Source organism: Pantoea sp. X-Soil-OKNW-713, assembly GCF_059730685.1.
Genome location: NZ_AP035995.1, coordinates 4,275,390 through 4,301,508, shown reverse-complemented (window position 1 = coordinate 4,301,508; position 26,119 = coordinate 4,275,390). Strand labels below are relative to the sequence as shown.

The 26,119-nt window shown below is 53.5% G+C and carries 27 protein-coding genes; 13 read left to right on the top strand and 14 right to left on the bottom strand.

Annotated elements, in window-relative coordinates; genetic code table 11:
- From AC6I8R_RS20110 to rfaD, 4 genes are read right to left on the bottom strand one after another with little or no spacing between them, the layout of a single operon-like run.
- Positions 1-1,077 (bottom strand): glycosyltransferase family 9 protein, encoded by a 1,077-nt coding sequence (locus AC6I8R_RS20110; protein WP_021186112.1) that lies wholly within the window; start codon positions 1,075-1,077, stop codon positions 1-3.
- Entirely contained in the window at positions 1,074-2,051 is a 978-nt protein-coding gene (gene rfaC / locus AC6I8R_RS20105; protein ID WP_497832721.1) for a lipopolysaccharide heptosyltransferase RfaC, read from the bottom strand. The genes AC6I8R_RS20110 and rfaC overlap by 4 nt, the downstream gene beginning before the upstream one ends.
- Before the next feature lie 2 nt (positions 2,052-2,053).
- Positions 2,054-3,097, bottom strand: a complete 1,044-nt coding sequence (rfaF, locus tag AC6I8R_RS20100; protein ID WP_497832720.1) for an ADP-heptose--LPS heptosyltransferase RfaF — start codon at positions 3,095-3,097, stop codon at positions 2,054-2,056.
- Between the two features lie 17 nt (positions 3,098-3,114).
- A complete protein-coding gene (gene rfaD / locus AC6I8R_RS20095; RefSeq protein ID WP_497832719.1) occupies positions 3,115-4,047 on the bottom strand; it encodes an ADP-glyceromanno-heptose 6-epimerase in 933 nt (310 codons plus the stop codon).
- A gap of 231 nt (positions 4,048-4,278) precedes the next feature.
- Between rfaD and AC6I8R_RS20090 the strand changes: the two genes are divergently transcribed.
- Together AC6I8R_RS20090 and tdh are read left to right on the top strand one after the other, a co-directional pair.
- Positions 4,279-5,475: a glycine C-acetyltransferase gene (locus AC6I8R_RS20090; RefSeq protein ID WP_497832718.1), complete on the top strand. Its 1,197-nt coding sequence runs from the start codon at positions 4,279-4,281 to the stop codon at positions 5,473-5,475.
- A gap of 10 nt (positions 5,476-5,485) precedes the next feature.
- Positions 5,486-6,514 (top strand): L-threonine 3-dehydrogenase, encoded by a 1,029-nt coding sequence (gene tdh / locus AC6I8R_RS20085; RefSeq protein WP_021186117.1) that lies wholly within the window; start codon positions 5,486-5,488, stop codon positions 6,512-6,514.
- Positions 6,515-6,544: 30 nt separating this feature from the next.
- Here tdh and AC6I8R_RS20080 read toward each other — a convergent pair whose 3' ends face one another.
- Both AC6I8R_RS20080 and envC read right to left on the bottom strand, forming a co-directional pair.
- On the bottom strand, positions 6,545-7,450 hold the full coding sequence (locus tag AC6I8R_RS20080) for a divergent polysaccharide deacetylase family protein (protein ID WP_415174995.1): 906 nt from the start codon (positions 7,448-7,450) through the stop codon (positions 6,545-6,547).
- Positions 7,451-7,453: 3 nt separating this feature from the next.
- A complete protein-coding gene (gene envC / locus AC6I8R_RS20075) occupies positions 7,454-8,755 on the bottom strand; it encodes a murein hydrolase activator EnvC (protein ID WP_036627770.1) in 1,302 nt (433 codons plus the stop codon).
- A 249-nt stretch (positions 8,756-9,004) separates the two neighbouring features.
- Between envC and AC6I8R_RS20070 the strand changes: the two genes are divergently transcribed.
- The 5 genes from AC6I8R_RS20070 to cysE all read left to right on the top strand — a co-directional run bounded on the left by AC6I8R_RS20070 (position 9,005) and on the right by cysE (position 12,120).
- Positions 9,005-9,436 (top strand): rhodanese-like domain-containing protein, encoded by a 432-nt coding sequence (locus tag AC6I8R_RS20070; RefSeq protein WP_013511012.1) that lies wholly within the window; start codon positions 9,005-9,007, stop codon positions 9,434-9,436.
- Between the two features lie 17 nt (positions 9,437-9,453).
- Positions 9,454-9,708: a glutaredoxin 3 gene (gene grxC / locus AC6I8R_RS20065; protein WP_013511011.1), complete on the top strand. Its 255-nt coding sequence runs from the start codon at positions 9,454-9,456 to the stop codon at positions 9,706-9,708.
- Between the two features lie 39 nt (positions 9,709-9,747).
- Complete coding sequence (gene secB / locus AC6I8R_RS20060) at positions 9,748-10,215, top strand: protein-export chaperone SecB (protein ID WP_021186120.1); 468 nt, start codon at positions 9,748-9,750, stop codon at positions 10,213-10,215.
- Positions 10,215-11,234, top strand: a complete 1,020-nt coding sequence (gene gpsA / locus AC6I8R_RS20055) for an NAD(P)H-dependent glycerol-3-phosphate dehydrogenase (protein WP_415174994.1) — start codon at positions 10,215-10,217, stop codon at positions 11,232-11,234. Before secB ends, gpsA begins: the two co-directional genes overlap by 1 nt.
- A 67-nt stretch (positions 11,235-11,301) precedes the next feature.
- Positions 11,302-12,120, top strand: a complete 819-nt coding sequence (gene cysE / locus AC6I8R_RS20050; RefSeq protein WP_013511008.1) for a serine O-acetyltransferase — start codon at positions 11,302-11,304, stop codon at positions 12,118-12,120.
- Here cysE and trmL read toward each other — a convergent pair.
- The 3 genes from trmL to cpxR are packed head-to-tail and all read right to left on the bottom strand — an operon-like array spanning position 12,117 to position 14,697.
- Positions 12,117-12,590, bottom strand: a complete 474-nt coding sequence (gene trmL / locus AC6I8R_RS20045) for a tRNA (uridine(34)/cytosine(34)/5-carboxymethylaminomethyluridine(34)-2'-O)-methyltransferase TrmL (protein ID WP_021186122.1) — start codon at positions 12,588-12,590, stop codon at positions 12,117-12,119. The two genes, cysE and trmL, sit on opposite strands and share 4 nt — an antisense overlap.
- Before the next feature lie 35 nt (positions 12,591-12,625).
- A complete protein-coding gene (cpxA, locus tag AC6I8R_RS20040) occupies positions 12,626-14,002 on the bottom strand; it encodes an envelope stress sensor histidine kinase CpxA (RefSeq protein WP_021186123.1) in 1,377 nt (458 codons plus the stop codon).
- The gene (gene cpxR, locus AC6I8R_RS20035; protein WP_013511005.1) at positions 13,999-14,697 is read right to left on the bottom strand and encodes an envelope stress response regulator transcription factor CpxR; all 699 of its coding nucleotides are present in this window, start codon (positions 14,695-14,697) and stop codon (positions 13,999-14,001) included. Before cpxR ends, cpxA begins: the two co-directional genes overlap by 4 nt.
- Positions 14,698-14,846: 149 nt before the next feature.
- On the opposite strand from cpxR, the gene cpxP reads away from it, so the two are divergent.
- The 5 genes from cpxP (at position 14,847) to AC6I8R_RS20010 (ending at position 19,627) form a co-directional block, all read left to right on the top strand.
- Positions 14,847-15,356 carry a cell-envelope stress modulator CpxP gene (cpxP, locus tag AC6I8R_RS20030; RefSeq protein WP_497829740.1) on the top strand — a complete coding sequence of 170 codons (510 nt, stop codon included), beginning with the start codon at positions 14,847-14,849 and terminating at the stop codon, positions 15,354-15,356.
- A 178-nt stretch (positions 15,357-15,534) separates the two neighbouring features.
- Positions 15,535-16,437, top strand: coding sequence for a CDF family cation-efflux transporter FieF (gene fieF, locus AC6I8R_RS20025; RefSeq protein ID WP_415174993.1), 903 nt, complete (start codon positions 15,535-15,537; stop codon positions 16,435-16,437).
- A gap of 208 nt (positions 16,438-16,645) precedes the next feature.
- Complete coding sequence (gene pfkA / locus AC6I8R_RS20020; protein WP_084877898.1) at positions 16,646-17,608, top strand: 6-phosphofructokinase; 963 nt, start codon at positions 16,646-16,648, stop codon at positions 17,606-17,608.
- A 144-nt stretch (positions 17,609-17,752) separates the two neighbouring features.
- Positions 17,753-18,742, top strand: coding sequence for a sulfate ABC transporter substrate-binding protein (locus AC6I8R_RS20015; RefSeq protein WP_208724409.1), 990 nt, complete (start codon positions 17,753-17,755; stop codon positions 18,740-18,742).
- Between the two features lie 129 nt (positions 18,743-18,871).
- Positions 18,872-19,627, top strand: coding sequence for a CDP-diacylglycerol diphosphatase (locus AC6I8R_RS20010; RefSeq protein ID WP_415174992.1), 756 nt, complete (start codon positions 18,872-18,874; stop codon positions 19,625-19,627).
- A 41-nt stretch (positions 19,628-19,668) separates the two neighbouring features.
- Here AC6I8R_RS20010 and tpiA read toward each other — a convergent pair whose 3' ends face one another.
- The 3 genes from tpiA to fpr form a co-directional block, all read right to left on the bottom strand.
- On the bottom strand, positions 19,669-20,436 hold the full coding sequence (gene tpiA / locus AC6I8R_RS20005) for a triose-phosphate isomerase (protein WP_013510999.1): 768 nt from the start codon (positions 20,434-20,436) through the stop codon (positions 19,669-19,671).
- A gap of 120 nt (positions 20,437-20,556) precedes the next feature.
- Complete coding sequence (locus AC6I8R_RS20000) at positions 20,557-21,147, bottom strand: YiiQ family protein (protein ID WP_208724407.1); 591 nt, start codon at positions 21,145-21,147, stop codon at positions 20,557-20,559.
- 104 nt (positions 21,148-21,251) lie between these two features.
- On the bottom strand, positions 21,252-21,998 hold the full coding sequence (gene fpr, locus AC6I8R_RS19995; protein ID WP_208724406.1) for a ferredoxin--NADP(+) reductase: 747 nt from the start codon (positions 21,996-21,998) through the stop codon (positions 21,252-21,254).
- Positions 21,999-22,288: 290 nt separating this feature from the next.
- On the opposite strand from fpr, the gene emrD reads away from it, so the two are divergent.
- Complete coding sequence (gene emrD, locus AC6I8R_RS19990; RefSeq protein ID WP_415174991.1) at positions 22,289-23,485, top strand: multidrug efflux MFS transporter EmrD; 1,197 nt, start codon at positions 22,289-22,291, stop codon at positions 23,483-23,485.
- Here the strand turns inward: emrD and glpX are convergent.
- Together glpX and glpK are read right to left on the bottom strand one after the other, a co-directional pair.
- Positions 23,475-24,485, bottom strand: a complete 1,011-nt coding sequence (gene glpX / locus AC6I8R_RS19985; RefSeq protein ID WP_208724404.1) for a class II fructose-bisphosphatase — start codon at positions 24,483-24,485, stop codon at positions 23,475-23,477. The two genes, emrD and glpX, sit on opposite strands and share 11 nt — an antisense overlap.
- Before the next feature lie 95 nt (positions 24,486-24,580).
- Entirely contained in the window at positions 24,581-26,095 is a 1,515-nt protein-coding gene (glpK, locus tag AC6I8R_RS19980) for a glycerol kinase GlpK (RefSeq protein WP_208724403.1), read from the bottom strand.
- Between the last annotated feature and the right edge of the window lie 24 nt (positions 26,096-26,119).

The window sequence follows — 26,119 nt, the reverse complement described above, 5'->3', positions numbered from 1 at the left end:
CTACCCCTGACTATTTTCAATAAATTTGCTAATTTTCATGATCTTATCTTCATTCAGACCAAACAGAACTTCGGCGGGCTGTTCAAATTTAAATCGAGTGGCGAAGACAAAAGTTGAGGCTTCAATGTTGTCGGGTCCAATAAACAAGACGCGATATACCGGACGCTGCTCTCTGATTTCACAGGGGCCATAGAACATAATTACCGGAACTTGCTGAGCATCGGCAATATAGGCATTTCCCGAATCAGATGCGATGTAAAAGTCCATCTGCGAGATAGCCCAGGGCACATCCTCTAAATTCAGCTGACCAATCAGGCTGATAATGTTTTTTTTGTCAGCAGTCAGTGTTAATAATTCATCCAGCCAGGGTTGTTCCGCCGGAGGTCCAAAAACATAAAACGTACAAGGCAGGGAGGACAATGACTCAATGATCTGAGCCCAGATGGCAGCAGGGATAGTCTTGGCTTTATTTCCGGCAGAGATACTGATGCCAATCTTTATACCTTGTACGGGAGTACTAAGCGGCAGGGGAATCGTGGTCGGAACATACAAAGGCGAGGTGGCATGTTTGGGAAAATCGGTATAACGATAATCCCGATTAATGAGTTTCAGGTAGCTATCCAGCGTCAGACTCTGCCTGGTATGCTCAACGATGCCCGTCGCACTACGATAAAACACTTTATGGTAGGACTTACGAACATAGGTCAGTAAAAATTGCTTATTTGGCGCATTGCATAATGACGCGAAGAACAGATTAACACTATTCGGCTGTGTCAGATAAACATTGTCGTAGCGATTCATCAGGGTAAACGCCAGACAAAGTTTGCTCCATAAGCTGCGCTTCGCATCTTCAATCAGATAGTAATGGGCGATGGTGTCATCATGACGTACCAAAGGCTCTACAGCACGGCTGATTAAAACGTCAGATTGGCCTAACGCACGCAACATCGGTGTTATATTAATAAAATCGCCGATCTTCGCTGTCTGGATGACTAAACTTTTTCCGGTGGGTTTTTTAAAAAGTTTCATCATGTACTGCAATGGCAGCAGCATCAGATAGATCAGAACATAATTCATTTTGCGTCTTCCGCTATTACAGTCTGAAGATGTGCCATTACTTCATCGGCTACCAAATCACCCAATGCTCTGGTTGGAGAAACAAGCGCCATCTGATTCTTCCCATATCCACCAATCAGCCCCGGATCCGTTGGGCCATACAGGGTAATGTTCGGGCGATCCAATGCTGCCGTAAGATGGCTCAACCCGGTATCAACGGAAACCACAGCGCATGCTCCTGCCAACTGGCGAGCCACCTGCTCCAGTGTCAGACGTGGCAACACCTCAACATGGTCAAAACCTTCCGCCAGACGCAACGCGCGCTGATGCTCATGTTCGGCACCCCAGGGTAATTTCACGCGCAGACCGGTTGGTTGCACCAATTTAATAAGCTCGCGCCAGTGTGCTTCCGGCCAATGTTTATTGTCGCGCGTCGTCGCGTGTAAAAACACCAGATACTGATGCGCATCTTGCGGCAGTGAACTCAGGAAATGTCCGGCGATCGCATAGTCACCCTGCGTGGTTGGTTTTTCATAACCGAGGCTTTTCGCGAACAGTTCGCGAGTACGTTCTACCGCGTGCTGCTGTTTATTGATTTCATGGCGTTTGTCATACCACCAACTGGCGAAGGGTTCGCGAGCGCTGCGGCTGTCCTGTCCGTGCTTCACGCCTTTTGCCAGGCGAGTGACTAACGCTGCGCTTTTGATCAACCCTTGCGCATCAATCACCACATCGTACTGACGTGACTGCAACTCACGTTTAAATAACACGCGTTCTTCACGTTGCTGGCTGCCAAACCAATGCTTGCGCCAGCGGCGAATGGCGACTGGCATGACTTTATCCACGGCAGGATGCCATGCTGGAATTTGGGCAAAGTTTTCTTCCACCACCCAATCAAAACGAATGCCGGGAATGGCCTGCATCGCATCGGTCAATGCAGGCAGGGTGTGCAGTACGTCGCCCATTGAGGACGTTTTCACAATCAGGACGTGCATGTTTACTCCTGCGCCGCAGTTAGCAAAGCGCTTAATTCCTGGTGCACGCGCATCGGTTGAATATCTATCAGACTCTGGTGATAACCTTCTGCGGCATCCCCTTTCCGGACTTTGTGATAGCCGGTGATCAGGCGAATGACTCGCGCCTGATGTGACAATGGCGGCGTGAAGTCAGGGCTGCTTGGCCCGTACAACGCGACCAGCGGGCGATTGAGCGCAGCGGCAATATGCATCAATCCGGAATCATTGCTCACCACCGCAGCACAGTGCGCCAGCAGAATGACCGCCTGCTCCAATTGGGTATCACCCGCAAGGTTTTTACAGTGATGGCGCGCGGCTTCCGGCAGGGTCTGCACAATGGTATCGCCGGTTTCGCGATCTTTAGCCGAACCGAACAGCACCACCTGATAGCCTTCGCTGATGAGTTGTTCCGCCAACGCAGCATAATGATAATGTGGCCAGCGTTTTGCCGGACCAAACTCAGCGCCGGGGCAAAAGCCAATGACAGGACGATCGGCAGAAAGTCCAAACTGGGCGGCCGTCATGCGTTTCTCATCGTCTTCAACTCTGAGCTGCGGCCACAACAATGGCTGCGGCAGCTGCTGCGCAGATGCCACAGGTTTGTCGTAGCCCAACGCCACATAACGCTGCACCATTAACGGAAACGCTGCTTTATCCAGCACCCGCACATCATTCAATACGCCGTAACGCAGCTCACCACGCCAGCCAGTACGACGTTTGATTCCGGCAAAAAACGGTACCAGCGCCGACTTGAAGGAGTTCGGCAGCACATAAGCGCGATCGTAGCCACTCGCCTGTAAGGTTTTGCCCAGCCGACGACGTTCGCCCAGCGCCAGGGCACCATGACCGAGTGGCATCGCCAGCGCCTGATTGACTTCCGGCATACGTGACAGCAGCGGTCGGCACCAGGCGGGTGCCATAACATCAATAACAGCCTCAGGATGCTCAGCCTTGAGCGTGCGATAGAGACTTTGCGACATCATCATATCGCCGACCCAGGAGGGGCCAATAACCAGAATTTTCATCGCTGCTGCCGGATCCCTTATGCGTTACGGTTCAGCCACACCATATATTCCGCAACCCCCTGGGCCACGGTTTTGAACGGCTTGTCATAACCTGCCGCACGGAGCCTGGTCAGATCTGCCTGGGTGTAGGCCTGATAGCGGCCTTTCAGCTTGTCCGGGAACGGGATGTATTCGATCTCGCCCTGCTGATGGAATTTCAGCACCGCGTCCGCCACTTCCTGGAAGGACTCCGCACGGCCGGTACCGCAGTTGTAAATGCCGGAGATACTATTTTCCCAGCACCACAGGTTCACCGCAGCCACGTCATCAACATGGATAAAATCGCGACGGAAAGTATCGCTGCCTTCAAACAGCTTTGGATTTTCGCCGTTGCTGATTTGCGTGTTGAGGTGGAATGCTACGCTAGCCATGCTGCCTTTATGGCCTTCACGCGGGCCGTACACATTGAAGTAACGGAAGCCGCACACCGGAGAATCCGCTTCCGGCAGAATCTGGCGCACGTAGTGGTCAAACAACATTTTCGAGTAGCCATAAACGTTGAGCGGCTGCTCGTATTGACGCTCTTCGATAAAGTTGTCGTTACGACCGCCGTATGTAGCGGCAGAAGAGGCGTACAGGAAGGGGATTTCACGTTCCAGGCAGAAGTGCAGCAGATCTTTGGAATACTGATAGTTGTTGTCCATCATGTATTTGCCGTCCCACTCGGTGGTGGCTGAGCAGGCACCTTCGTGGAACACCGCTTCAATCGGCCCCAGATCTTCACCGGACATGATGTAGGTGAGGAATTCCTCTTTATCCATGTAATCAGAGATGTCCAGATCCGCCAGGTTCACGAATTTGGTGCCATCTTTCAGATTATCCACCACCAGAATGTCAGTATGACCGCGATCGTTCAACGCCTTGACGATGTTGCTGCCAATCATGCCAGCGCCACCCGTTACGATAATCATGTGCTTTGCCTTTAAACAGTTGGGGTGAAACAGGAGGTTTCACGCACTAATACCTAACATCATAACATTTCAGCCCGCAGCAGGCAGCCAGATGACTCCGGAAGGCCGTCATATTTCACGTTCGCAGCGTGAACTATGCTGCAAAATGGAGATTTCATCGGCTGAAATGTCGTTGATACGCTTTTCTATCAGTAATATGTGCCAAAATTTTGCTACATGAGGAGCAGAATCATGTCCAGTCGATTTTATTCGCAAATCCGTCAACAACTTGAGACAACGCGTCAGGATGGATTGTTCAAACAGGAACGCACGATTACCTCGCCACAACAGGCAGAAATCAATGTTGGCAACGGTCAGCCGGTCATCAATTTTTGCGCCAATAATTATCTGGGGCTGGCGAATCATCCGGCGTTAATTCAGGCCGCCAAAGAGGGAATGGATACACACGGTTTCGGCATGGCTTCAGTGCGCTTTATCTGTGGAACTCAGGACATCCATCAGCAATTGGAACGTAAGCTGGCTGAGTTCCTCGGCATGGAAGACGCTATCCTCTTTTCCTCCTGCTTTGACGCAAATGGCGGCTTGTTTGAAACCTTGCTGGATGCGGAAGATGCCATTATTTCCGATGCGCTTAATCATGCCTCGATCATTGATGGTGTTCGCCTGTGCAAAGCGCAGCGCTACCGCTATGCCAACAACGATATGAACGAACTGCGCGCCCGGCTGGAGGATGCACGCGACAACGGTGCGCGTCATATCCTGATTGCCACCGATGGGGTGTTCTCCATGGATGGCGTGATTGCCAACTTGCAAGGCATTTGCGATCTGGCGGATGAGTTTGATGCGCTGGTAATGGTGGATGATTCACATGCGGTTGGCTTTGTCGGGGCCAGCGGTCGCGGCACTCATGAATATTGTCAGGTAATGGATCGCATCGATATTTTGACCGGGACGCTGGGTAAAGCGCTTGGTGGGGCGTCCGGGGGGTATGTTGCCGCGAAAAAAGAGGTCGTTGAATGGCTGCGTCAGCGCTCACGCCCTTATCTGTTCTCCAACTCACTAGCCCCGGCCATTGTCGCTGCGTCGTTGCGGGTTCTGGAAATCCTCAGTGAAGGTGATGGATTGCGCCAGCGTCTGTGGGAAAACGCGCGCTATTTCCGCGAGAAAATGACCGCTGCCGGGTTTACCCTGGCCGGTGCCGACCACGCCATCATTCCGGTGATGCTTGGGGAGGCAAAAGTCGCGCAGGAGTTTGCCCGTTTGCTGCAACAAGAAGGGATCTACGTGACGGGTTTCTTCTATCCGGTGGTGCCAAGAGGCCAGGCGCGTATCCGTACCCAAATTTCAGCGGGTCATACCCAGGCGCAACTGGAACATGCGGTAGCGGCCTTTACCCGTATTGGTCAGCAGTTGGGCGTTATCGTCTGAGGAGCCGGCAATGAAAGCACTCGCGAAATTAAAAGCAGAAGAAGGCATCTGGATGATCACCGATGCGCCGATCCCGGAACCCGGTCATAACGATCTGCTGATAAAAATCCGGAAAACCGCCATCTGCGGTACTGATATTCACATCTACAACTGGGACGACTGGTCGCGTAAAACCATTCCGGTACCGATGATCACCGGCCATGAATATGTCGGGGAAGTGGTGGCTATCGGCCAGGAAGTGAAAGGCTTCACGATCGGCGATCGCGTGTCGGGAGAAGGGCATATCACCTGCGGCCACTGTCGTAATTGTCGGGCCGGGCGTACCCACCTGTGCCGCAACGCCATCGGCGTTGGGGTGAATCGCCAGGGGTGCTTCGCCGAGTATCTGGTAATTCCCGCCTTTAACGCCTTCAAAATCCCCGACAATATCTCCGATGAACTGGCGGCGATTTTTGACCCATTCGGTAATGCCGTACATACCGCCTTGTCGTTTGATTTAGTGGGCGAGGATGTGTTGATTGCCGGTGCCGGGCCAATTGGCATCATGGCTGCTGCGGTGTGCAAACATGTCGGTGCACGCAATGTGGTGATCACGGACATCAACGAATATCGCCTCGATCTGGCACGCAAAATGGGTGTCACACGCGCTGTCAACGTTGCTCAGGAGAATCTGCGTGACGTGATGGCATCCCTCGGTATGACTGAAGGCTTTGATGTTGGGCTGGAGATGTCCGGCGCGCCTCCGGCGTTTCGTAGCATGCTGGAAGTGATGAATCACGGTGGACGTATTGCGCTGCTTGGCATTCCGCCGGGTGAGATGGCGATCGACTGGAACCTGGTGATCTTCAAGGGGCTGTTTATTAAAGGCATTTACGGACGAGAGATGTTCGAAACCTGGTATAAAATGGCGGCGTTGATTCAATCCGGCCTCGATCTGACGCCAGTTATCACCCACCGTTTCCCTGTTGATGACTTCCAATCAGGGTTTGACGAAATGCGTTCCGGTCACTCAGGCAAAGTGGTGCTGAGCTGGGATTAGGTGATTACCCGGCGTTCAGGCCGGGTTTTATTAAAAAAGCTGCTTAAGCGAATCGATAAGTGGGCTTTCAACAATACTTTCTTCCAATATATCAACAGCCCGACTCTGCGGCACCGGAGCCAATGGTTTGCTGACCTTACAGATGCCTGGCGCCCGGAAGTGCGGCTGTGGCTCAGATTGTGGTTTGGTCGATGGCATTGTGGTGCCCGGATGCAGTGGCTCATTCAACAACTGGCTGGGTCTTACCAGGGTGATATCGGCAGGTAAGGTTGGCAGCATTTGTTGCAGGACCCGCACCGTGTTGGGATGAGGGTGCCCGATCGCAATGGCATAGCCATCACGCTGCGCCAGTTTTACTGCGCGGGTGAATTGCTGGCGAATAGCGGCATCATTCTGGCTGTCATCAAGAAATACCCGACGTTTCAGCACCTTCACATGGGTACCCTGCGCTGCGGGAATCGACTGGCTATTGCCGATGGTCATGCTATCCAGAAAGTAAAAGTTATAGTGATTCAGTACCTGCATCACTTTCTGCATTCCCGGCAGACTTGAGGTCATCTTGCTGCCCATATGGTTGTTCAGGCCTACCGCGTAGGGCACTTTACCAACGGCATCACGAATAATGCGTTCAATTTCCGCACTGGACATCTCCGGGGTGAGCGTATCCTTCTCCAATGGCTGCTTGCTGAGAGGGGCCATTGGCAGATGGATAAGAACTTCATGCCCGCTTTGATGAGCTTTTGTCGCCATCTCGCGGGCATAGGTTGCATTGGGTAGTACGGCAACAGAAACTGCGGCAGGCATCTGCAACACTTTGTTCTCTTCGACTGGTCGATAGCCAAAGTCGTCAATGACGATGGAGAGTTTGCCTGCATGGGCGGAAAGTGACAAAAACAGGCCGCACAAGGCGGCAGAGAGTTTATGAGGTTGAAACAAAGCTTATCTTCCTAACCACGGCAGTGGGTTTACGGCCTGTCCCTGACGCCGGATTTCAAAATAGAGTGAGGGCGTACCGCGGCCGCCACTGGTACCTACCAGGGCAATAGGCTGTCCTGCCTTCACCTGGGCACCGACACTCACCAGCGCACTTTGATTGTAGCCGTAAAGGCTCATATCGCCTTTACCGTGTTCCAACACCACAACCAGACCGTAGCCTTGCAGCCAGTCGGCCATTAATACGCGCCCATCGGCGATGGCTTTCACTTCGGTTCCTTCTGGCGCATCAATCACCAGACCTTTCCAGCGTAATTCACCCTGCATGGTTTCACCGAAACGGTGCTCCACACGTCCACGCACCGGCCAGACAGCCTGGCCGCCGGGACGGCCAAGCCCACCGGTACGCGCCATCAGCTCACGCTCGCTCTGCGTAGGTTGGTAGCTGGAACCTTTGGCTTTCGCCTGTGCCTGACGCTGACGGACTTTCTCCGCCTCGCGAGCCTCACGCTCGGCGCGTTCGCGTGCTTCACGTTCCGCTTTGGCAATTTTGTCTTGCAGACGACTTTCGTTCTGGCGCATTTGCACCAGGTCAGCCTGGTCTTTTTGCAGCGAACTTTCCAGGGCCGTCAGGGTTTTTTTACGTGCCGCACTGGCGGATTCCAGTTTGCCCTGCTGCGTCTGCTGCTGTGCGAGGAGATTTTTTTGCTGCTGCTGTTTGTCCTGCAATGCCTGACGCTGTTCCGCCAACTGTTGCTGCGTCTGCTTCAGGTCATCAATATTCTTTTGGCGTGCCGCATTGAGGTAGCCGAAATACGCGAGGATACGTTCACTGCGTTGTGCTTCTTCACCGCCCAGCAATAACTGTAGGCCGTTGTGTTGTCCCTGGCGGAAGGCGGCATCAAGTTGTTGTGCCAGCAATTTTTCCTGCTGCGCTTGCTGTTTTTCCAGCCGGGCGATGGAGGTGTTGAGTTGGGTTATGTCGTTGTCGAGCGCGCTCAGGCTGTTGCGGGTTTCGCGTAACTGGCGACTGGCCTGCGCAATCACTTTTTCCTGGCTTTCCAGCTGATTCAGCAGTTTGCTGCGCTGCTGTTTTTGTGCCTGAACACTTTTCTCTTTTTCGGCGATATTCTGCTGAATGGATTTCAACTGAGATTTGCTGTCATCGTCACTGTGCGCAAGGGACGGCAATAACAGAGCGCCCGCACAGAGCAGGCTGAGGGAGAGTGCGGACCAGCGTGATGACAACGGATGCGCTGGGCCGTTGTGACAGGTCCTTGTTGGTAAAACAATCGCTTTTCCCTTCATAGTCGCTAATTATTCCACGATGAACAGCCGCTTACCAGTTTACCGGGCCGGGTTTTGCTTTTCCAAACATGTCGGCCATCAGCTTACAAGCATAAACTTTGTCTCAATTTTGCGATTAGAACACTTTTTTTGGAAAATGACGCACAAATCGTAACTCTGACCCCTTAGCGACTGTACATGCGAGGTGGCGCAGGTATACTCAGAACCCTTGTTTTAGCTTATTAGCCCGGTCTGGAGTCGTTACCCCTCATGCAAGAAATTATGCAGTTTGCAAGCAATCACCCCATCCTCAGTCTGGCATGGGTTGTGTTACTCGTTCTGGTGATTGTAACCACCGTTAAAGGTATGTTCTCTAAAGTAAAAACTATCAGCCGTGGCGAAGCGACGCGTCTGATTAACAAAGAGGACGCGGTGGTGGTAGATGTTCGTTCGCGCGACGACTACCGCAAAGGACACATTTCTGGGGCGCTGAATGTAGCGGCGGCAGACATCAAAAAAGGCAGCTTTGGCGAGCTGGAAAAGCATAAGTCTCAGCCCATAATTGTGGTATGTGCCACGGGCCAGAGCGCTGGCGAACCGGCAGCACAGCTGAGCGCAGCTGGCTTCACGCAGGTATCTGTCCTTAAAGACGGCGTGAGCGGCTGGAGCGGTGAAAACCTGCCGCTGGTACGCGGTAAATAATTCGCAGAGGTAACTGCATGGCTAATGTTGAGATTTACACCAAAGCGACCTGCCCCTATTGCCACCGGGCAAAGGCGTTGCTGAATCAGAAAGGTGTGACGTTTCAGGAGCTTCCTATCGATGGGGATGCGGTGAAACGTGAAGAGATGATTCAACGCAGCGGCAGAACGACGGTGCCACAGATCTTTATTGATGCGCAGCACATTGGTGGCTGCGATGATCTCTTTGCGCTGGATGGGCGCCAGGGACTTGATCCCTTATTACAGGCATAACTTACGGCCACACAATTCTAACTCACAGGATTTTGTAACATGTCAGAACATAGCACCAACGAAATGCAGTTCCAGATTCAACGTGTTTACACTAAAGACGTCTCTTTCGAAGCGCCAAACGCGCCTCAGGTGTTCCAGAAAGAGTGGGAACCGGAAGTGAAGCTGGATCTGGACACCGCGTCCTCTCAGCTGGCTGATGAAGTCTATGAAGTGGTGCTGCGTGTGACCGTGACCGCCAGCGTCGGCGAAGAAACTGCATTCCTGTGCGAAGTTCAGCAGGCGGGTATCTTCACCATCAGCGGTATCGAGGGCACTCAGATGGCGCATTGCCTTGGTGCATACTGCCCGAACATTCTGTTCCCGTATGCGCGTGAATGCATCACCAGCCTGGTTTCTCGCGGTACTTTCCCGCAACTCAACCTGGCGCCAGTCAACTTTGATGCGCTGTTCATGAATTATCTGCAACAGCAGCAGAGTGAAGGCGACGCACCACATCAGGATGCCTGATGACTACACGCAACGCTTCAATTAGCGTCCTCGGTGCCGGCTCGTACGGCACCGCACTCGCCATCACGCTGGCGCGCAATGGCCACCCGGTTTTGCTCTGGGGTCATAACCCTTCAAGTGTCGCGCAACTTCAGTCCGACCGTTGCAACGCCGCTTTTCTGCCCGATGTACCTTTCCCCGACAATCTCGTTCCTGAAGCGGACTTAGCCCAGGTGGTTAACGCCAGCCGCGATCTGCTGGTGGTAGTGCCGAGCCATGTCTTCGGTGACGTGCTGATGCAACTCAAGCCACATTTACACGCAGACTCACGTATTGTCTGGGCGACGAAGGGGCTGGAGAAAGAAACCGGGCGTCTGTTGCAAGATGTGGCGCGTGAAATCCTGGGGGATGATATCCCGTTGGCGGTGATCTCTGGACCGACCTTTGCCAAAGAACTGGCGGCAGGTTTACCCACAGCCATTGCACTGGCGGCGACGGATGCGCAGTTTGCTGACGATTTGCAGAAAAAGTTGCACTGCGGGAAAAGCTTCCGGGTGTACAACAACCCCGATTTTATCGGGGTGCAACTGGGCGGTGCGGTCAAAAACGTCATTGCTATCGGCGCAGGCATCTCTGATGGTATCGGCTTTGGTGCGAATGCCCGCACGGCGTTGATTACCCGTGGCCTGGCGGAAATGAGCCGACTTGGCGCTGCTCTCGGGGCCGATCCGACCACATTTATGGGAATGGCGGGGCTTGGCGACCTGGTATTGACCTGTACCGATAATCAGTCACGCAACCGTCGTTTCGGCATGATGCTGGGACAGGGCGAGAACGTGGATGAGGCGCAACGCATTATCGGACAAGTTGTAGAAGGTTACAGAAATACCAAAGAAGTCAGAGCATTAGCTGCACGCGTTGGTGTGGAGATGCCAATAACCGAGCAGATTTATCAGGTATTATATTGCGAAAAATCAGCGCGAGAGGCAGCATTGAGTTTACTTGGCCGTGCACGGAAGGACGAAAACAGCCAAAGCTGAAGCAGGATGCCCAGCCTCATCACCTGGAGCGCCCATCAGGCGCTTTTTTTATCGGGAGTACACAGCAATGTCGTCTGAAGAGTTAGAACTGGTCTGGAACAACATCAAAGCGGAAGCCAGAGCGCTGGCTGATTGTGAACCCATGCTGGCCAGTTTTTTCCATGCGACGTTGCTCAAGCACGAAAACCTCGGTAGCGCGCTCAGCTACATGCTGGCGAACAAACTGGCTAACCCGATTATGCCTGCTATCGCGATTCGCGAAGTGGTGGAGGAAGCCTATCGCGAAGACCCGTCGATGATCGTGTCGGCTGCATACGACATCCAGGCGGTGCGCCAGCGTGACCCAGCGGTCGACAAATATTCCACACCGCTGCTGTACCTGAAAGGCTTCCACGCCCTTCAGGCTTATCGCATTGGCCATTGGTTGTGGAAGGAAGGTCGACGTGCGCTGGCCGTCTATCTGCAAAATGAAATCTCGGTTTCTTTTGCTGTCGATATTCACCCGGCAGCGCGCATTGGTCATGGCATCATGCTCGACCACGCCACTGGCATCGTTATCGGTGAAACCGCAGTGGTGGAGAACGATGTCTCTATCCTGCAAAACGTCACGCTGGGTGGTACCGGCAAAACCAGCGGCGATCGCCATCCGAAGATTCGTGAAGGGGTGATGATTGGTGCGGGTTCTAAAATTCTTGGCAATATTGAAGTGGGACGCGGGGCCAAAATTGGTGCCGGTTCTGTGGTGCTCCAGTCGGTGCCGCCGCATACCACCGCAGCAGGCGTTCCGGCACGTATTGTCGGTAAGCCTGCCAGCGATAAACCTTCGATGGATATGGACCAACACTTCAATGGCTCGCCGGGTTTTGAATACGGCGACGGCATCTAGCTCTTGATCAGTGCGCCAGCATAATCCAGCTGGCGCCACGCTTCGTATACCACCACTGACACCGCGTTCGACAGATTCATGCTGCGACTTTCCGGCATCATCGGGATGCGAATCTTTTGCTCCGGTGGCAGCGCGTTAAGAATGTCGGCGGGTAAGCCACGGCTTTCCGGTCCAAACACCAGATAATCCCCCGCCTGATAGCGTACGGCGCTGTGCGCCGGGGTGCCTTTGGTCGTGAGCGCAAATAACCGCTGTGGGGCTTCAGCCGCAACGAATGCTGCGTAATCGGTATGATGTTTGATGGCGGTGAATTCGTGGTAATCCAGCCCGGCACGACGCAGACGCTTATCATCCCAGCCAAAACCCAGTGGGTGAATCAGGTGCAGCTGAAAGCCTGTATTGGCGCAGAGACGGATGATATTGCCGGTGTTAGGCGGGATTTCAGGTTCAAATAAAACGATGTTTAGCATAAGGCCCCCGGGAACGAGGGCCGAAGCATAACAAATTATTGCCGGGCGGAGTACAACGGTAACCAGAGCGTCAGACGCAGACCACCGAGTGGGCTGTCATCGGCTTTCACCCAACCACGATGTTGTTGCACCGCGGTTTCGACGATTGCCAGACCGAGGCCGGTGCCACCAGATTCACGATCGCGTGCCTCATCAGTGCGGTAGAACGGGCGGAAAATTTGCTCACGATCTTCCGGGCTGACGCCAGGGCCATCATCATCTACATGGACGGTAATGCCCTCGATATCCACCGAGAAACTGACGCTGATGTGGGTGTGCGAATAACGCAGCGCATTGCGTACAATGTTTTCCAACGCACTTTCCAGCGCATGGGGGTTGCCATACAGAGGCCAGGGTCCCGGCGGATAGGGCACATCCATACGTTTACCCATCTGCTCCGCTTCGAATTTGGCATCTTCCAGCACATCATTCCACAGCTGATTGGCTTTCATCGCTTCGCTGACTAACGCGTTTTTATGCTGGGTGCGCGACAGCACCAGCAGGTCGTTAATCATGCCATCCAGACGCTGGGCTTCGGTTTCAATACGCTCCAGTTCTTTGCCTTCTCCGTGACGTCGGCGCAGAAGCGCGGTGGCTAATTGCAAACGCGTGAGCGGCGTACGTAACTCATGGCTGATGTCCGACAGCAGGCGTTGTTGGGCCGTCATCATGCGCTCAAGTGCGCTCACCATCTGGTTGAAGCTTGAACCTGCGGCAAGAAACTCCTGTGGTCCCGATTCCAGTTCCGGGTGTTGCCGCAAGTTTCCGCTCGCCACTTCATCCGCGGCATGCTTAAGCTTGCGCGCCGGGCGCGCCAGACTCCATGCCAGCCACAACAGTAGCGGGGAGCTGATCAGCATAGTGACGATGAGCAGCAGCAACGGACGATCAAACAACAGATTGACGAAATCGAGTTGTGAACTGGTGGCGGGACGGATGAGATACAGCTGGTAGTTATCTTCGCCATCACGCACGGCAAAGGGACCGACCATCTCAACCCGTCCATACTTTTTCTTCTGCGGATGATCTGCATTGTCGGACTGACCAATAAAGTTGCGGATAACCTGCATTTCGTTGTGCTGGGCACCAATTACGCGCCCTTCACTGGTCACCAGCAGCAGCCGTTGGCCTGGCGGTGCCCATTTCTCAATTGCGCGGAATAACCGACGCCACCACATCAAATCATTCGGTGGGTCCTGCGACAGTTCTGCTTCAACATGCTGTTCAATCATGATGCCTTGCCGCTGCTCACTTTCCAGCAGCGAGGTCATCTGACGCGAGTCGAGTTTAGGTACCATTAATACCAGCATCAACACCAGCGCCAGGGTAAGCCAGAAGATGGCGAAGATGCGGGTGGTCAAACTTCCAATCATGATGCCGAAACCATCAGGTAGCCACGTCCGCGCAGGGTTTTAAACCACGGATGACCATCACGACGTTCCGGTAATTTACGACGTAGGTTAGAAATATGCATATCGATGGCACGATCAAACGGTGTCAGGCGCTTACCCAGCACTTCCTGGCTGAGATGTTCGCGTGAAACCACCTGGCCAAGATGCTGTGCCAGCAGATAAAGCAGGGTGAACTCAGTACCGGTGAGATCCAGCGTTTCATTATCGAAACTGGCCTCCTGGCGACCCGGATTCAGGCGCAAGCAATCCACTTCCAGCGTTGGCGAGCTGTTGTCATGCTGCTGTTGCTGCTCACTCCAGTTGGAACGACGCAGAATGGCACGGATACGCGCGACTAATTCACGATCGTTAAAAGGTTTTGGCAGATAGTCATCCGCGCCCAATTCAAGGCCAAGGACGCGATCCAGTTCACTCCCGCGGGCGGTCAACATAATCACCGGAGTCTGGTGTTGCTGACGTAGTTCTTTCAGCGTATCGATGCCGTTCTTTTTCGGCATCATGACATCAAGCAGCAACAGGTCTACGGTGTTATCAAGAAGGTTGAGTGCCTGCTCGCCATCGCTGGCAACCATTACCTCAAAACCTTCCATCTCAAGCAGTTCTTTAAGCAGCGAAGTCAATTCGCGGTCATCATCAACCAACAGGATCTTATTCATTTTTTATTGCCCTCCGCAGGCAAAATACCGTGTTCCTATGTCGCCAATCCAACGCTTTACGTAGTTTTACACCCCCTGACGGATGTTTGCAGCTATCGCCGTACACTAGCCCTCGTTGAATCGCAAAACGGAACGAACTGGGGGTAACGATGCGCAACTTAACCGCCGTCGTCATTGCCTCAGCGATGGTTCTCAGTTACGTCAGCGCAGGAGCTGCGGAGACGACGATTGACGAGATGCATCAAAATGGCGGATTGACGACAGGCAGTATGACGCAAAATCCGCAAAGCCACATGTTTGATGGCATTGAATTGACTGAACAGCAACGGCAACAAATGCGAGACCTGATGCAACAAGCGCGACTGGAGCGTCCCGCTGTCAGCTTTCAGGATATAGAAACCATGCATGACCTTGTCATTGCAGACAAATTTAACGAATCGGCCATCCGCTTGCAGGCAGAAAAAATTGCCCAAGCCCAGGTAGAGCAAAACATTGTGATGGCTCGGGTTCGTAACCAGATGTACCACCTGCTAACGCCTGCCCAGCAAGCGACAGTGCAGAAGAATTATGAGCGGCGTCTTAATGAAATGCGCCGGCTCTCAGAATTGCAGCCATCATCACCGCTGCAAGCAGTGAGTAGTACCAGCAGTAACCAGTAACATAGTATCCCTGTTTTCCTTGCCATAGACACCATCCCTGTCTTCCCCGCCATGATGGCGGGGTTTTTTTTATCTGCTGATGAAGCTCCCTAATAAACGGCCAATTCAGGCAGCGTTAACCCGCAAATGATAAACTTGTGCCATTCAGAGATGACGCGGGCGTCCGTGAGGCATTGGTATGGAAAACTCTTACGCAAAACTGGTGAAGCGTGCAGCACTGGCTGCCACGGTGATGGCAATATCGTTACTCGTGGTGAAAATTTTTGCCTGGTGGTACACCGGTTCGGTCAGCGTGCTGGCGGGCCTGGTCGATTCACTGGTAGATATCGCCGCGTCACTCACCAATTTGCTGGTGGTGCGTTATTCACTGCAACCTGCTGATGAGGACCACACTTTTGGTCACGGTAAAGCCGAATCACTGGCCGCGCTGGCGCAAAGCATGTTTATTTCGGGTTCGGCATTGTTCCTGTTTCTGACCGGTATCCAGCATCTGGCCTCACCAGAAACCCTGCATGCGCCGTTGGTGGGGATTGTGGTTACGTTAATTGCGCTCGGTTCTACGTTGGTGCTGGTCACTTTTCAGCGCTGGGTGGTAAGACATACCCGTAGCCAGGCAATTCGCGCAGATATGTTGCACTACCAGTCTGATGTGATTATGAACGGTGCGATTCTGATGGCTCTGGGGTTAGCCAGCTATGGTTTTGCGCGGGCTGATGCGTTGTTTGCGCTGGGGATTGGCGTATATATCCTTTATAACGCGTTGCGCATGGGCTATGAGGCGGTGCAGTCGTTACTGGATCGTGCTTTACCGGAAGAAGAACGTCAGGCGATCATCGGTGTGATTGCCAACTGGCCCGGCGTACGTGGCGCACATGATCTGCGCACCCGTCAGTCCGGTCCAACGCGCTTTATCCAGCTGCATCTGGAAATGGATGATCACCTGCCGCTGGTTCAGGCACATAAGGTCGCCGACCAGATTGAGCGGGCGATTCGCGACAAGTTTCCCGGTTCAGATGTGATTATCCATCAGGACCCTTGTTCGGTAGTGCCAGAAAATCAACAAGGCTTTTTCCAGTTTTAATACTTAACAATCATGCCGTTACGTTATAAAAATGACGTAACGCTAACAACTTTGTAAAAAAATAGCGAAAACTTGTCTGACCTGAATCAATTCAGCATTCAGCCTTTGATATACTATCTCACAACTATAAGGCCGTGCGATCGCGAGCTGGTTAGCGCAGAGGCACTGGCGAGAATAATCCCTAGCTTTGAACAATCCAGAGGTTGTCATGATCAAAAAAATCGGAGTACTGACCAGCGGCGGCGACGCCCCAGGCATGAACGCAGCCATTCGCGGAGTCGTACGTTCCGCGCTGAGTGAAGGACTTGAAGTTTTTGGTATCTACGACGGCTATCTGGGACTCTATGAAGACCGGATGATCAACCTTGATCGCTACAGCGTCTCCGACATGATCAACCGTGGTGGTACCTTCCTCGGCTCTGCGCGCTTCCCGGAATTCCGTAACGAAGAAGTCCGTCAGGTTGCCATCGAAAATATGAAAAAGCGCGGGATTGATGCGCTGGTGGTGATCGGCGGTGACGGTTCTTACATGGGTGCTAAGCGCCTGACAGAAATGGGTTTCCCGTGCATTGGCTTACCGGGCACCATTGATAACGATGTGGCCGGTACTGACTACACCATCGGTTATTTCACCGCGCTGGAAACCGTCGTTGAAGCGATTGACCGTCTGCGCGACACCTCTTCCTCACATCAACGTATTTCGATCGTTGAAGTGATGGGCCGCTACTGTGGTGACCTGACGCTGGCGGCGGCGATTGCTGGCGGTTGTGAGTTCATCGTGCTGCCAGAAATTCCGTATACCCGTGAAGAACTGGTTGCCGAAATCAAAGCCGGTATCGCCAAAGGTAAAAAACACGCCATCGTGGCGATCACTGAACATATCTGTGATATCGACGATTTGGCGCATTACATTGAAGCGGAAACCAAACGCGAAACGCGTGCGACCGTACTGGGCCACATTCAGCGTGGCGGCGCGCCTTGTGCTTATGACCGCATCCTGGCGTCGCGTATGGGTGCTTACTCTATCGAGCTGCTGTTGCAGGGCTACGGTGGCCGCTGTGTCGGCATCCAGAACGAGAAGATGGTGCATCATGACATCATTGACGCGATTGAAAACATGAAGCGTCCGTTCAAACGTGACTGGCTGGATACCGCGAAAAAACTCTACTAATCAATAAAAATCAGGCGCGTTATTTAACGCGCCTTTTTTATTCCCGCTTATATTCCCCTCGGTTATAACAGCTTATTTTTAATTCTTTAATCCGTGGATTAGTTTGTGTCAGTCTTGTTCTATAACGACTTCGGAGAGCAAGCAATGAACAAGTGGAGTATTGGTGTCACCCTGTTACTGGCTTCTACCAGTGTTCTGGCAAAGGATATTCAGCTGTTAAACGTGTCTTACGATCCGACGCGTGAACTGTATGAGCAGTACAACAAAGCGTTTAGCGCACATTACAAACAGGAAACCGGCGACAACGTGGTGATCCGCCAGTCACACGGAGGGTCTGGCAAACAAGCCACCTCGGTCATTAACGGAATCCGTGCCGACGTGGTGACGCTGGCGTTGCAGTCCGACGTTGATGCCATTGCCGAGCGAGGCCGTATTGATAAGAACTGGATCAAACGCCTGCCAGATAACTCTGCACCTTACACCTCTACCATTGTCTTCCTGGTGCGCAAAGGGAACCCGAAAGGGATCCACGACTGGGGCGATTTAATCAAACCGGGTGTCTCGGTGATTACACCAAACCCGAAAACCTCCGGCGGCGCGCGCTGGAACTATCTCGCGGCCTGGGGCTGGGCATTAGATCAGAACAACGGCGATCAGGCTAAAGCTCAGGCGTATGTCAAAGCGCTGTTCAAGAACGTTGAAGTGCAGGATTCCGGTGCGCGAGGCGCGACCAACACCTTTGTAGAACGTGGCATTGGTGATGTGCTGATCGCCTGGGAAAACGAAGCTTATCTGGCGGTTAACAAGCTGGGTAAAGATAAGTTTGAAATCATCACCCCGAGCGAATCGATCCTCGCAGAACCCACGGTTTCGGTGGTGGATAAAGTGGTAGACGAGCAGGGCACACGCAAAGTCGCGGAAGAGTACCTGAAATATCTCTACTCGCCGGAAGGACAGACCATCGCTGCGGAAAACTTCTACCGTCCACGCGATGAAGCGGTGGCGAAGAAATTTGCCAGCACCTTCGCGCCGGTAAAACTGTTTACTATCGACAGCAAATTTGGTGGCTGGGATAAAGCACAGAAAACCCACTTCTCCGATGGCGGTACTTACGATCAGATTATGAAACCGTAATCGTTTTGCCATCGTCTTATCACGGTCAGCGCAAGCTGGCCGTTTTGCTTTTCTGGCGTGGTGAAAGTCCGTGACATTCGTCACGCGACAGGCGAGGATGCAGGCAGATGATGAACAGAGGATCGAGCCATGCAGGGAAGCCGCCGTGCCCTGAGTCTGATTATCTTACTGCTTGCCGTTGTGGTTGCTGGTTTATTGCTGGCCGCCGGACACTTCCAGAAAAATTCTAATGCCTTGTGGCAAATCATCAGCGAGAAGTGCTTGCCAGGCATGACGCAAAAAGGCAACCCCGCACCCTGTCAGCGGGTGGATGTGGCAAAAGGTTACGTTACCCTGAAAGATCTCAATGGCCCTTTGCAATATCTGCTGATGCCGATCGAAAAAATCACCGGAATGGAAAGCCCACTGTTGTTGAACCCGAACACGCCAAATCTGTTTGCGGATGCCTGGCGTGAGCGGGTATTGCTGGCACAGCGCCGTGGTAAACCTATTGAGGATAGCGCGCTATCGCTGGCGATTAATTCGCAATATGGCCGCACGCAAAATCAGCTGCATATTCATATTTCTTGCTTGCGACCAGATGTGCGTCAGCGGCTGGATTTGCTGGCTCCACAGCTTAACGAGCAATGGCAAAGTGAGGTGTTGCAAAACCACCGTTATCAGATCCGTACCCTGACAGCTGCGCAACTGGCACAGCAGAGTGTTTTTATGCGTCTGGCAACGGAAATCCCTGATGCGCGTTCGGAGATGGGTAAATACGGCATGGCGCTGGCTGCGTTACCGGATGGTCGTCTGGCGTTGATGGCAATTGAACGTAACTGGACTCGATTAAATAGCGGCTCGGCAGAGGAATTGCAGGATCATCGCTGCCAGATTCTGCAATAAAAAAGGCGGCTCATCAGCCGCCTCGTCAGGTATCAGAAAACTCAGGCGTTTTTCGCTGCCGCTGCGGCTTTGACGATCACGGCAAAGGCGTCAGCTTTCAGCGATGCACCACCAACCAGCGCACCATCGATGTCCGGCTGAGTAAACAGTTCTGCGGCATTTTTATCGTTTACAGAACCGCCGTACTGAATGATAACCTGAGCAGCAACTGCGGCATCTTTCTTCGCAATATGGTCACGAATAAATTTGTGTACCGCCTGTGCCTGTGCCGGAGTGGCTGACTTGCCGGTACCAATCGCCCATACTGGTTCGTAGGCAATCACGGCACCCTGGAAGGCTTCCGCACCCTGAGTTTCCAGCACTGCATCGATCTGGCGTGCGCAGACTTCTTCAGTTTTGCCTGCTTCGTTTTCGGCGTCAGTTTCACCAATGCACAGCACCGGTACCAGACCTGCGGCTTTCAGCACAGCGAATTTCTTCGCGATAAATTCATCGCTTTCTTTGTGATAAGTACGACGCTCAGAGTGGCCGATGATGATGTATTTAGCACCGATATCCTTCAGCATGTCAGCTGAAGTTTCGCCGGTGAAAGCACCAGACAGGTTGACGTCCACGTTCTGAGCACCCAGCGCAATGTGGCTACCGGAAATGGCATGTTTCGCCTGGCCAAGGTAGAGTGCCGGTGGCGCAATTGCCACGCCGCAACCCTCGACACCTGACAGCTCTTTACGCAAACCTGCAATCAGCTCTTCCGTCATGTGCTTGCTGCCGTTCAGTTTCCAGTTACCCATAACCAGTGGATGTCGCATTCTTTCCTCCGCATAACGCGATTCATGAAATAGCGCTGCTCAGTGGCAGCGATGTCTGCCAGACAGTATAGAGATCAAATATGCTGCTGGCTTTGCTTTTCGTCATTTTTGCCGGGGTGATCAGGGGGTGGCGAGTGCCAGTTTTATCGGCTCGACGGCGAAGGTCAGACCCTTGTCGCCATTGTCGGCAACGACAAAACGCAACGCACCTTCATTACGGGCAAAATAGCGTGAACCTTTACCTGCGCTGAGCAGCGAATCGAGTTTTTTGCGTCCATCTTCCGCTGATAAGCCGGGAGAGAAAAAGCGTAGCAGGGCGGTCATGTAGGCCATCGCCTTTTCCTGGGCATTCTTCTCGTCGGGACCGGGTAGCGGGAGCCAGGTAATTTGCAGGGTTTTGATCTTTCCGGTGCCTTGCTCCAGGGCTGTGGAGGCGTACAGCGTTTCGTTGATTTTGCTGGCAGCACGCGTCAGATTGCTTTTGTCATCGCGACTGTCGATAGCGCGATACTCCAGCAACTGCAAGTCAGGATTGGCGGCATTGTACTTTTCACGAAACTGCGCAATGGTCATATCAAAGGTGGGCGCACCAGGGAGCAAATAGGGGGCAGCAGGCAGATGATCGCTGCGATCCTGTGGTGGTGCGTCTTCTGCCCAGACGGGAAATGTCAGTGCGAGGCTAAGCAGCAACGCGCCTGGCAAATTCTTCATTGCTTCGGTCCTAACCCAATAACGTAGCCCACGATTAGAACGGTTTTTACCGGCGAAAGTCAAAACCCACGCCGGTAAAAAACTGTCATTATTCGTGGCGAATCTTACCAGTAGTGTTCGCTGCTCATATGCCCGGGTTTACGTTTGAAATGTTTACGCATATCGCGGCTGTCTTTCAGCAATTGTTGGGTGTCGCGTACCATTTGCGGATTGCCGCACAACATGATGTGACTGCTCTCGGCATCCATCGATAACCCGACCGACCGCTCCAGTTCCCCACTTTCGATCAGCTGAGGGACCCGTCCGTGCAGCGAACCTGCAATCTGTTCACGGCTGACCACCGTCTCAATGCGTAATTTGCCCTGATAACGTTGCTGCAATTGCTGCATCAGGGGCAGAAAACTGAGATCGGCGGCAAAGCGAGCCGCATGCACCAGCACGATATTCTCAAAACGTTCCAGTCCGTCCCCTTGTTGCAGAATCGACAGATAGGGACCGATCGCGGTGCCGGTTGCCAGCATCCACAGCGTCTGACAATCGGGGATCTCATCCAGCACAAAAAAACCGGAGGCTTCTTTGGTCACCATCAGCTGATCACCGGGACGCAGTGCCTGGAGTCTTGGGCTGAGTTTGCCTTCTGGTACCGTCACCAGATAGAACTCCAGCAGCGGGTCCTGCGGTGCATTGACGTAAGAATAGGCGCGCTGCACGCGTTCACCGTCGATTTCCAGCGCCAGTTTGGCAAATTGCCCGGCAATAAAAGGATCGATCGGCGCCCGCACGCGCAGGCTGAACAGGGCATCGGTCCAGTTTTTCACCTCTTGTACTTCAGCATTGACCCACTCTGCCATGCTCACTCCTTATTGTTGATTTTTCAGGCATGTCACTATCTTCGTCAGCAGCCGGGAAGATTTCCAGTCTCTACAGGGGTAAATGGCTCTCAGCGACAAATGCAGCGCACTCAGCTTCAACTGTAGCGGACGCTTTACAAGCTGGTGTCTTAGCTTGACGATGATCGGGCAACTGCTTTGTACTCACCTCTCGCTTTGTCATCGAATCCTGATATTTTTGCCGCCATTCATGGCAGTCAGCCTTTTTTACTGCTGTCTTTACTTTGTTTATCAGGCAGACATTTTGTTCCATGTTGATATCTAAAACGGAAAACCGCCTGCTGCTGTTGATGCTGATTGTGCTGGTCGCTGTCGGACAGATGGCGCAAACCATCTATGTACCCGCCATGGCAATCATGGCGGATGCGCTCAGCGTGCACAGTGGCGCGATGCAGCAGGTGATGGCGGGCTACTTAATGACCTATGGTGGATCGCAACTGATCTATGGTCCGCTGTCAGATAGCATCGGGCGGCGTCCAGTGATCCTTGCCGGGATGACGATCTTTGCTGCGGGTGCGTTGATCGCATTGTTCGCTCCCTCGCTGCATATCCTGGTGCTGGGCAGCGCGATTCAGGGATTGGGTACCGGCGTGGCCGGTGTGATGGCGCGTACCATGCCGCGCGATTTGTATGCCGGTGTGGCGTTACGGCAGGCCAATAGCTTACTGAACATGGGAATTCTGGTCAGTCCGTTGCTGGCCCCGGTGATCGGGGCGCTGCTGACCAAATTATTTGGCTGGCATGCCTGTTTCGCTTTCCTGCTGTTGTTGTGCGTTGGCGTGACGCTGGCGATGGCGCGCTGGTTACCGGAAACCCGACCGACCGAAACGGCGGTGACACCTTTTATGCGGCGCTACGCCACCCTGCTCAGCGATGGTAACTTCGTCCGTTATCTGCTGCTGCTGATTGGCGCGCTGGCGGGTATCGCGGTATTTGAAGCCAGTTGTGGCGTGCTGCTGGGGGGGGTGCTCGGTCTGGATGGTTTGACGGTCAGTATCCTGTTTATTCTGCCGATCCCGGCAGCTTTCTTCGGTGCCTGGTTTGCCGGGCGCGAGCAGAAATCCTGGCACACGCTGATGTGGTATGGCGTAAACAGTTGCCTGCTGGCAGGCTTGATGATGTGGGTGCCGTCCTGGTTTGGCGTGATGAACATCTGGACGTTGCTGGTGCCTGCGGCGCTGTTTTTCTTCGGCGCAGGGATGCTGTTTCCGCTGGCAACTTCCGGCGCGATGGAGCCGTATGCCTGGCTGGCTGGCAGCGCCGGTGCGCTAATTGGCGGTTTACAGAACCTCGGTTCCGGTCTGGTGGCGTGGCTGTCAGCGTTGATGCCGCAGCGCGATCAGTTCAGCCTCGGCATGCTAATGTTCGTTACGGCGCTGGTGATGTTACTGTGCTGGTGGCCGCTCTCACGCCATCCCGAGAGCGGCAAGCAGACGGTTACAGGATAAACGGATGCAGCGCCGCGTCTTTACGGTCCAGATAATGGATCGACTGGATGCGGCGAATGGTACGGGATTTACCGCGAATCAGCAGGGTTTCGCTGGTGGCGATGTTACCTTTACGGGTAATGCCTTTAAGTAAGTCGCCGGTAGTGATGCCGGTGGCGGCAAAAATCACGTTATCGTTACGCGCCATTTGTTCCAGGGTCAGCACTTTACCCGCTTCAATGCCCATCGCGGCACAGCGTTGCAATTCCTGCTCACCAAGGCGGCGATTCTCCTCGCTGTCACCTTTGACCTGATGGCGCGGCAGCAAACGCGCCTGCATATCGCCATCCAGTGCACGGATCACCGCGGCGGATACCACACCTTCCGGCGCACCGCCAATGCCATACATGACATCGACTTCGCTGTCGGGCATACAGGTCAGAATCGATGCTGCGACATCGCCATCCGGGAAAGTAAACACACGTACACCGAGTTGCTGCAACTGCGCAATCACCGCATCGTGGCGCGGTTTCGCCAGAATCGACACCGTTAGCTGACTGAGCGCCTTGCCCAGCGCTGCGGCGATATTTTTCAGGTTAGTTTCCAGCGGTAGATTGAGATCGATAGCGCCTTGTGCGCCCGGTCCGACAATCAATTTTTCCATGTACATATCAGGTGCATGCAGGAAGCTGCCTTTATCACCCACCGCCAGCACTGCCAGCGCATTGGCCTGGCCCAGTGCGGTCATACGCGTGCCTTCAATCGGATCGACGGCGATATCGACGGCATCACCCTGGCCGGTTCCGACTTTTTCGCCGATGTACAGCATAGGCGCTTCATCGATTTCGCCTTCACCGATCACAATCTGGCCGTCGATATTGATGGTGTTCAGCATAATACGCATGGCGTTGACAGCAGCGCCGTCGGCAGCATTCTTGTCGCCGCGTCCTAACCAGTGATAGCCCGCCAGCGCGGCGGCTTCGGTAACGCGGGAAAATTCAATCGCGAGTTCTCGTTTCATGGTCTGCACCTGACAAAAAACAGGCGGGCAGTGTAGCACAGCGGGGAAAAGCGGCGGGAAAAACCCGCGGCAGGGAGCCGCGGGTCGAAGGGGCATTACTCGTCCTGTTCTTCCCAGGCCTGAGAGCGAGCCACGGCTTTCTTCCAGCCAGCGTAACGGAAATTACGCTCGGTGGTTTCAATGCTCGGACGGAATTCACGTTCAATGACGGCTTTGGAACGCACTTCTTCCAGGTCATTCCAGAAACCGACCGCCAGACCGGCCAGATACGCTGCACCCAACGCGGTGACTTCACGCACTTCCGGACGCTCCACACGGGTGCCAAGGATATCGGCCTGGAACTGCATCAGGAAGTTGTTGGCAACGGCACCACCATCCACGCGCAAAGATTGCAGGCGGGTGTTAGCGTCGTTCTGCATCGCTTCCAGCACATCACGCGTCTGGAAGGCAATCGACTCCAGGGTAGCGCGAATAATGTGGTTACCGTTAACACCACGGGTCAGACCGAAAATGGCACCGCGAGCATACGGGTCCCAATACGGAGCACCGAGGCCGGTAAAGGCGGGCACCATATATACGCCGTTGCTGTCTTTGACTTTCTGCGCGAAATATTCGGAGTCAGCGGCATCGCTGAACAGCTTCATCTCGTCACGCAGCCACTGAATCGCCGCACCACCGATAAACACCGCACCTTCCAGCGCATAGTTCACTTCACCACGCGGGCCACAGGCGATGGTAGTTAACAAACCGTGGGTCGAGGTTACCGCTTCAGTGCCGGTGTTCATCAACATAAAGCAACCGGTGCCGTAGGTGTTTTTCGCCATACCCGGTTGAACGCACAGTTGGCCGTACAACGCTGCCTGTTGGTCACCCGCAATACCTGCGATTGGAATACGCGTACCGCCTTTACCACCAATGTTGGTCTGGCCGTAGATTTCAGATGAACCTTTCACTTCTGGCAACATTTCACGCGGAATGTCGAGGATTTCGAGCATACGCTCATCCCACTCCAGCTTGTGAATGTTGTACATCATGGTACGAGAGGCGTTGGTGTGGTCGGTGATATGCACACGGCCCTGGGTCATTTTCCATACCAGCCAGGTATCCACCGTACCGAACAGCAACTCGCCACGTTTTGCACGCTCACGCGCACCTTCAACGTTATCGAGAATCCACTTCACTTTGGTGCCGGAGAAGTAGGGGTTAATCACCAGGCCGGTGGTGTGCTGGATATACTCTTCCAGACCCTCTTTCTTCAATTTATTACAGTAATCCGCAGTACGCGGATCCTGCCACACGATGGCATTGTAAACCGGGTTGCCGGTGGCTTTGTCCCAAACGATGGCGGTTTCACGTTGGTTGGTAATACCAATGGCGGCGATTTCGTCCGAACGGATGTTAGCGTGAGCCAGCACTTCAACCAGGGTTGAACTTTGTGATGCCCAAATATCCATCGGATCATGCTCAACCCAACCCGCTTTCGGGTAGATCTGAGTGAATTCGCGCTGAGAGACGGCGACGATGTTCGCGTCGTGGTCCAGTATCACGGCGCGTGAACTGGTTGTGCCCTGGTCGAGCGCGACGATGTATTTTTTATCTGTCGTAGTCATATGATTTTCCTGATGATCTAAATG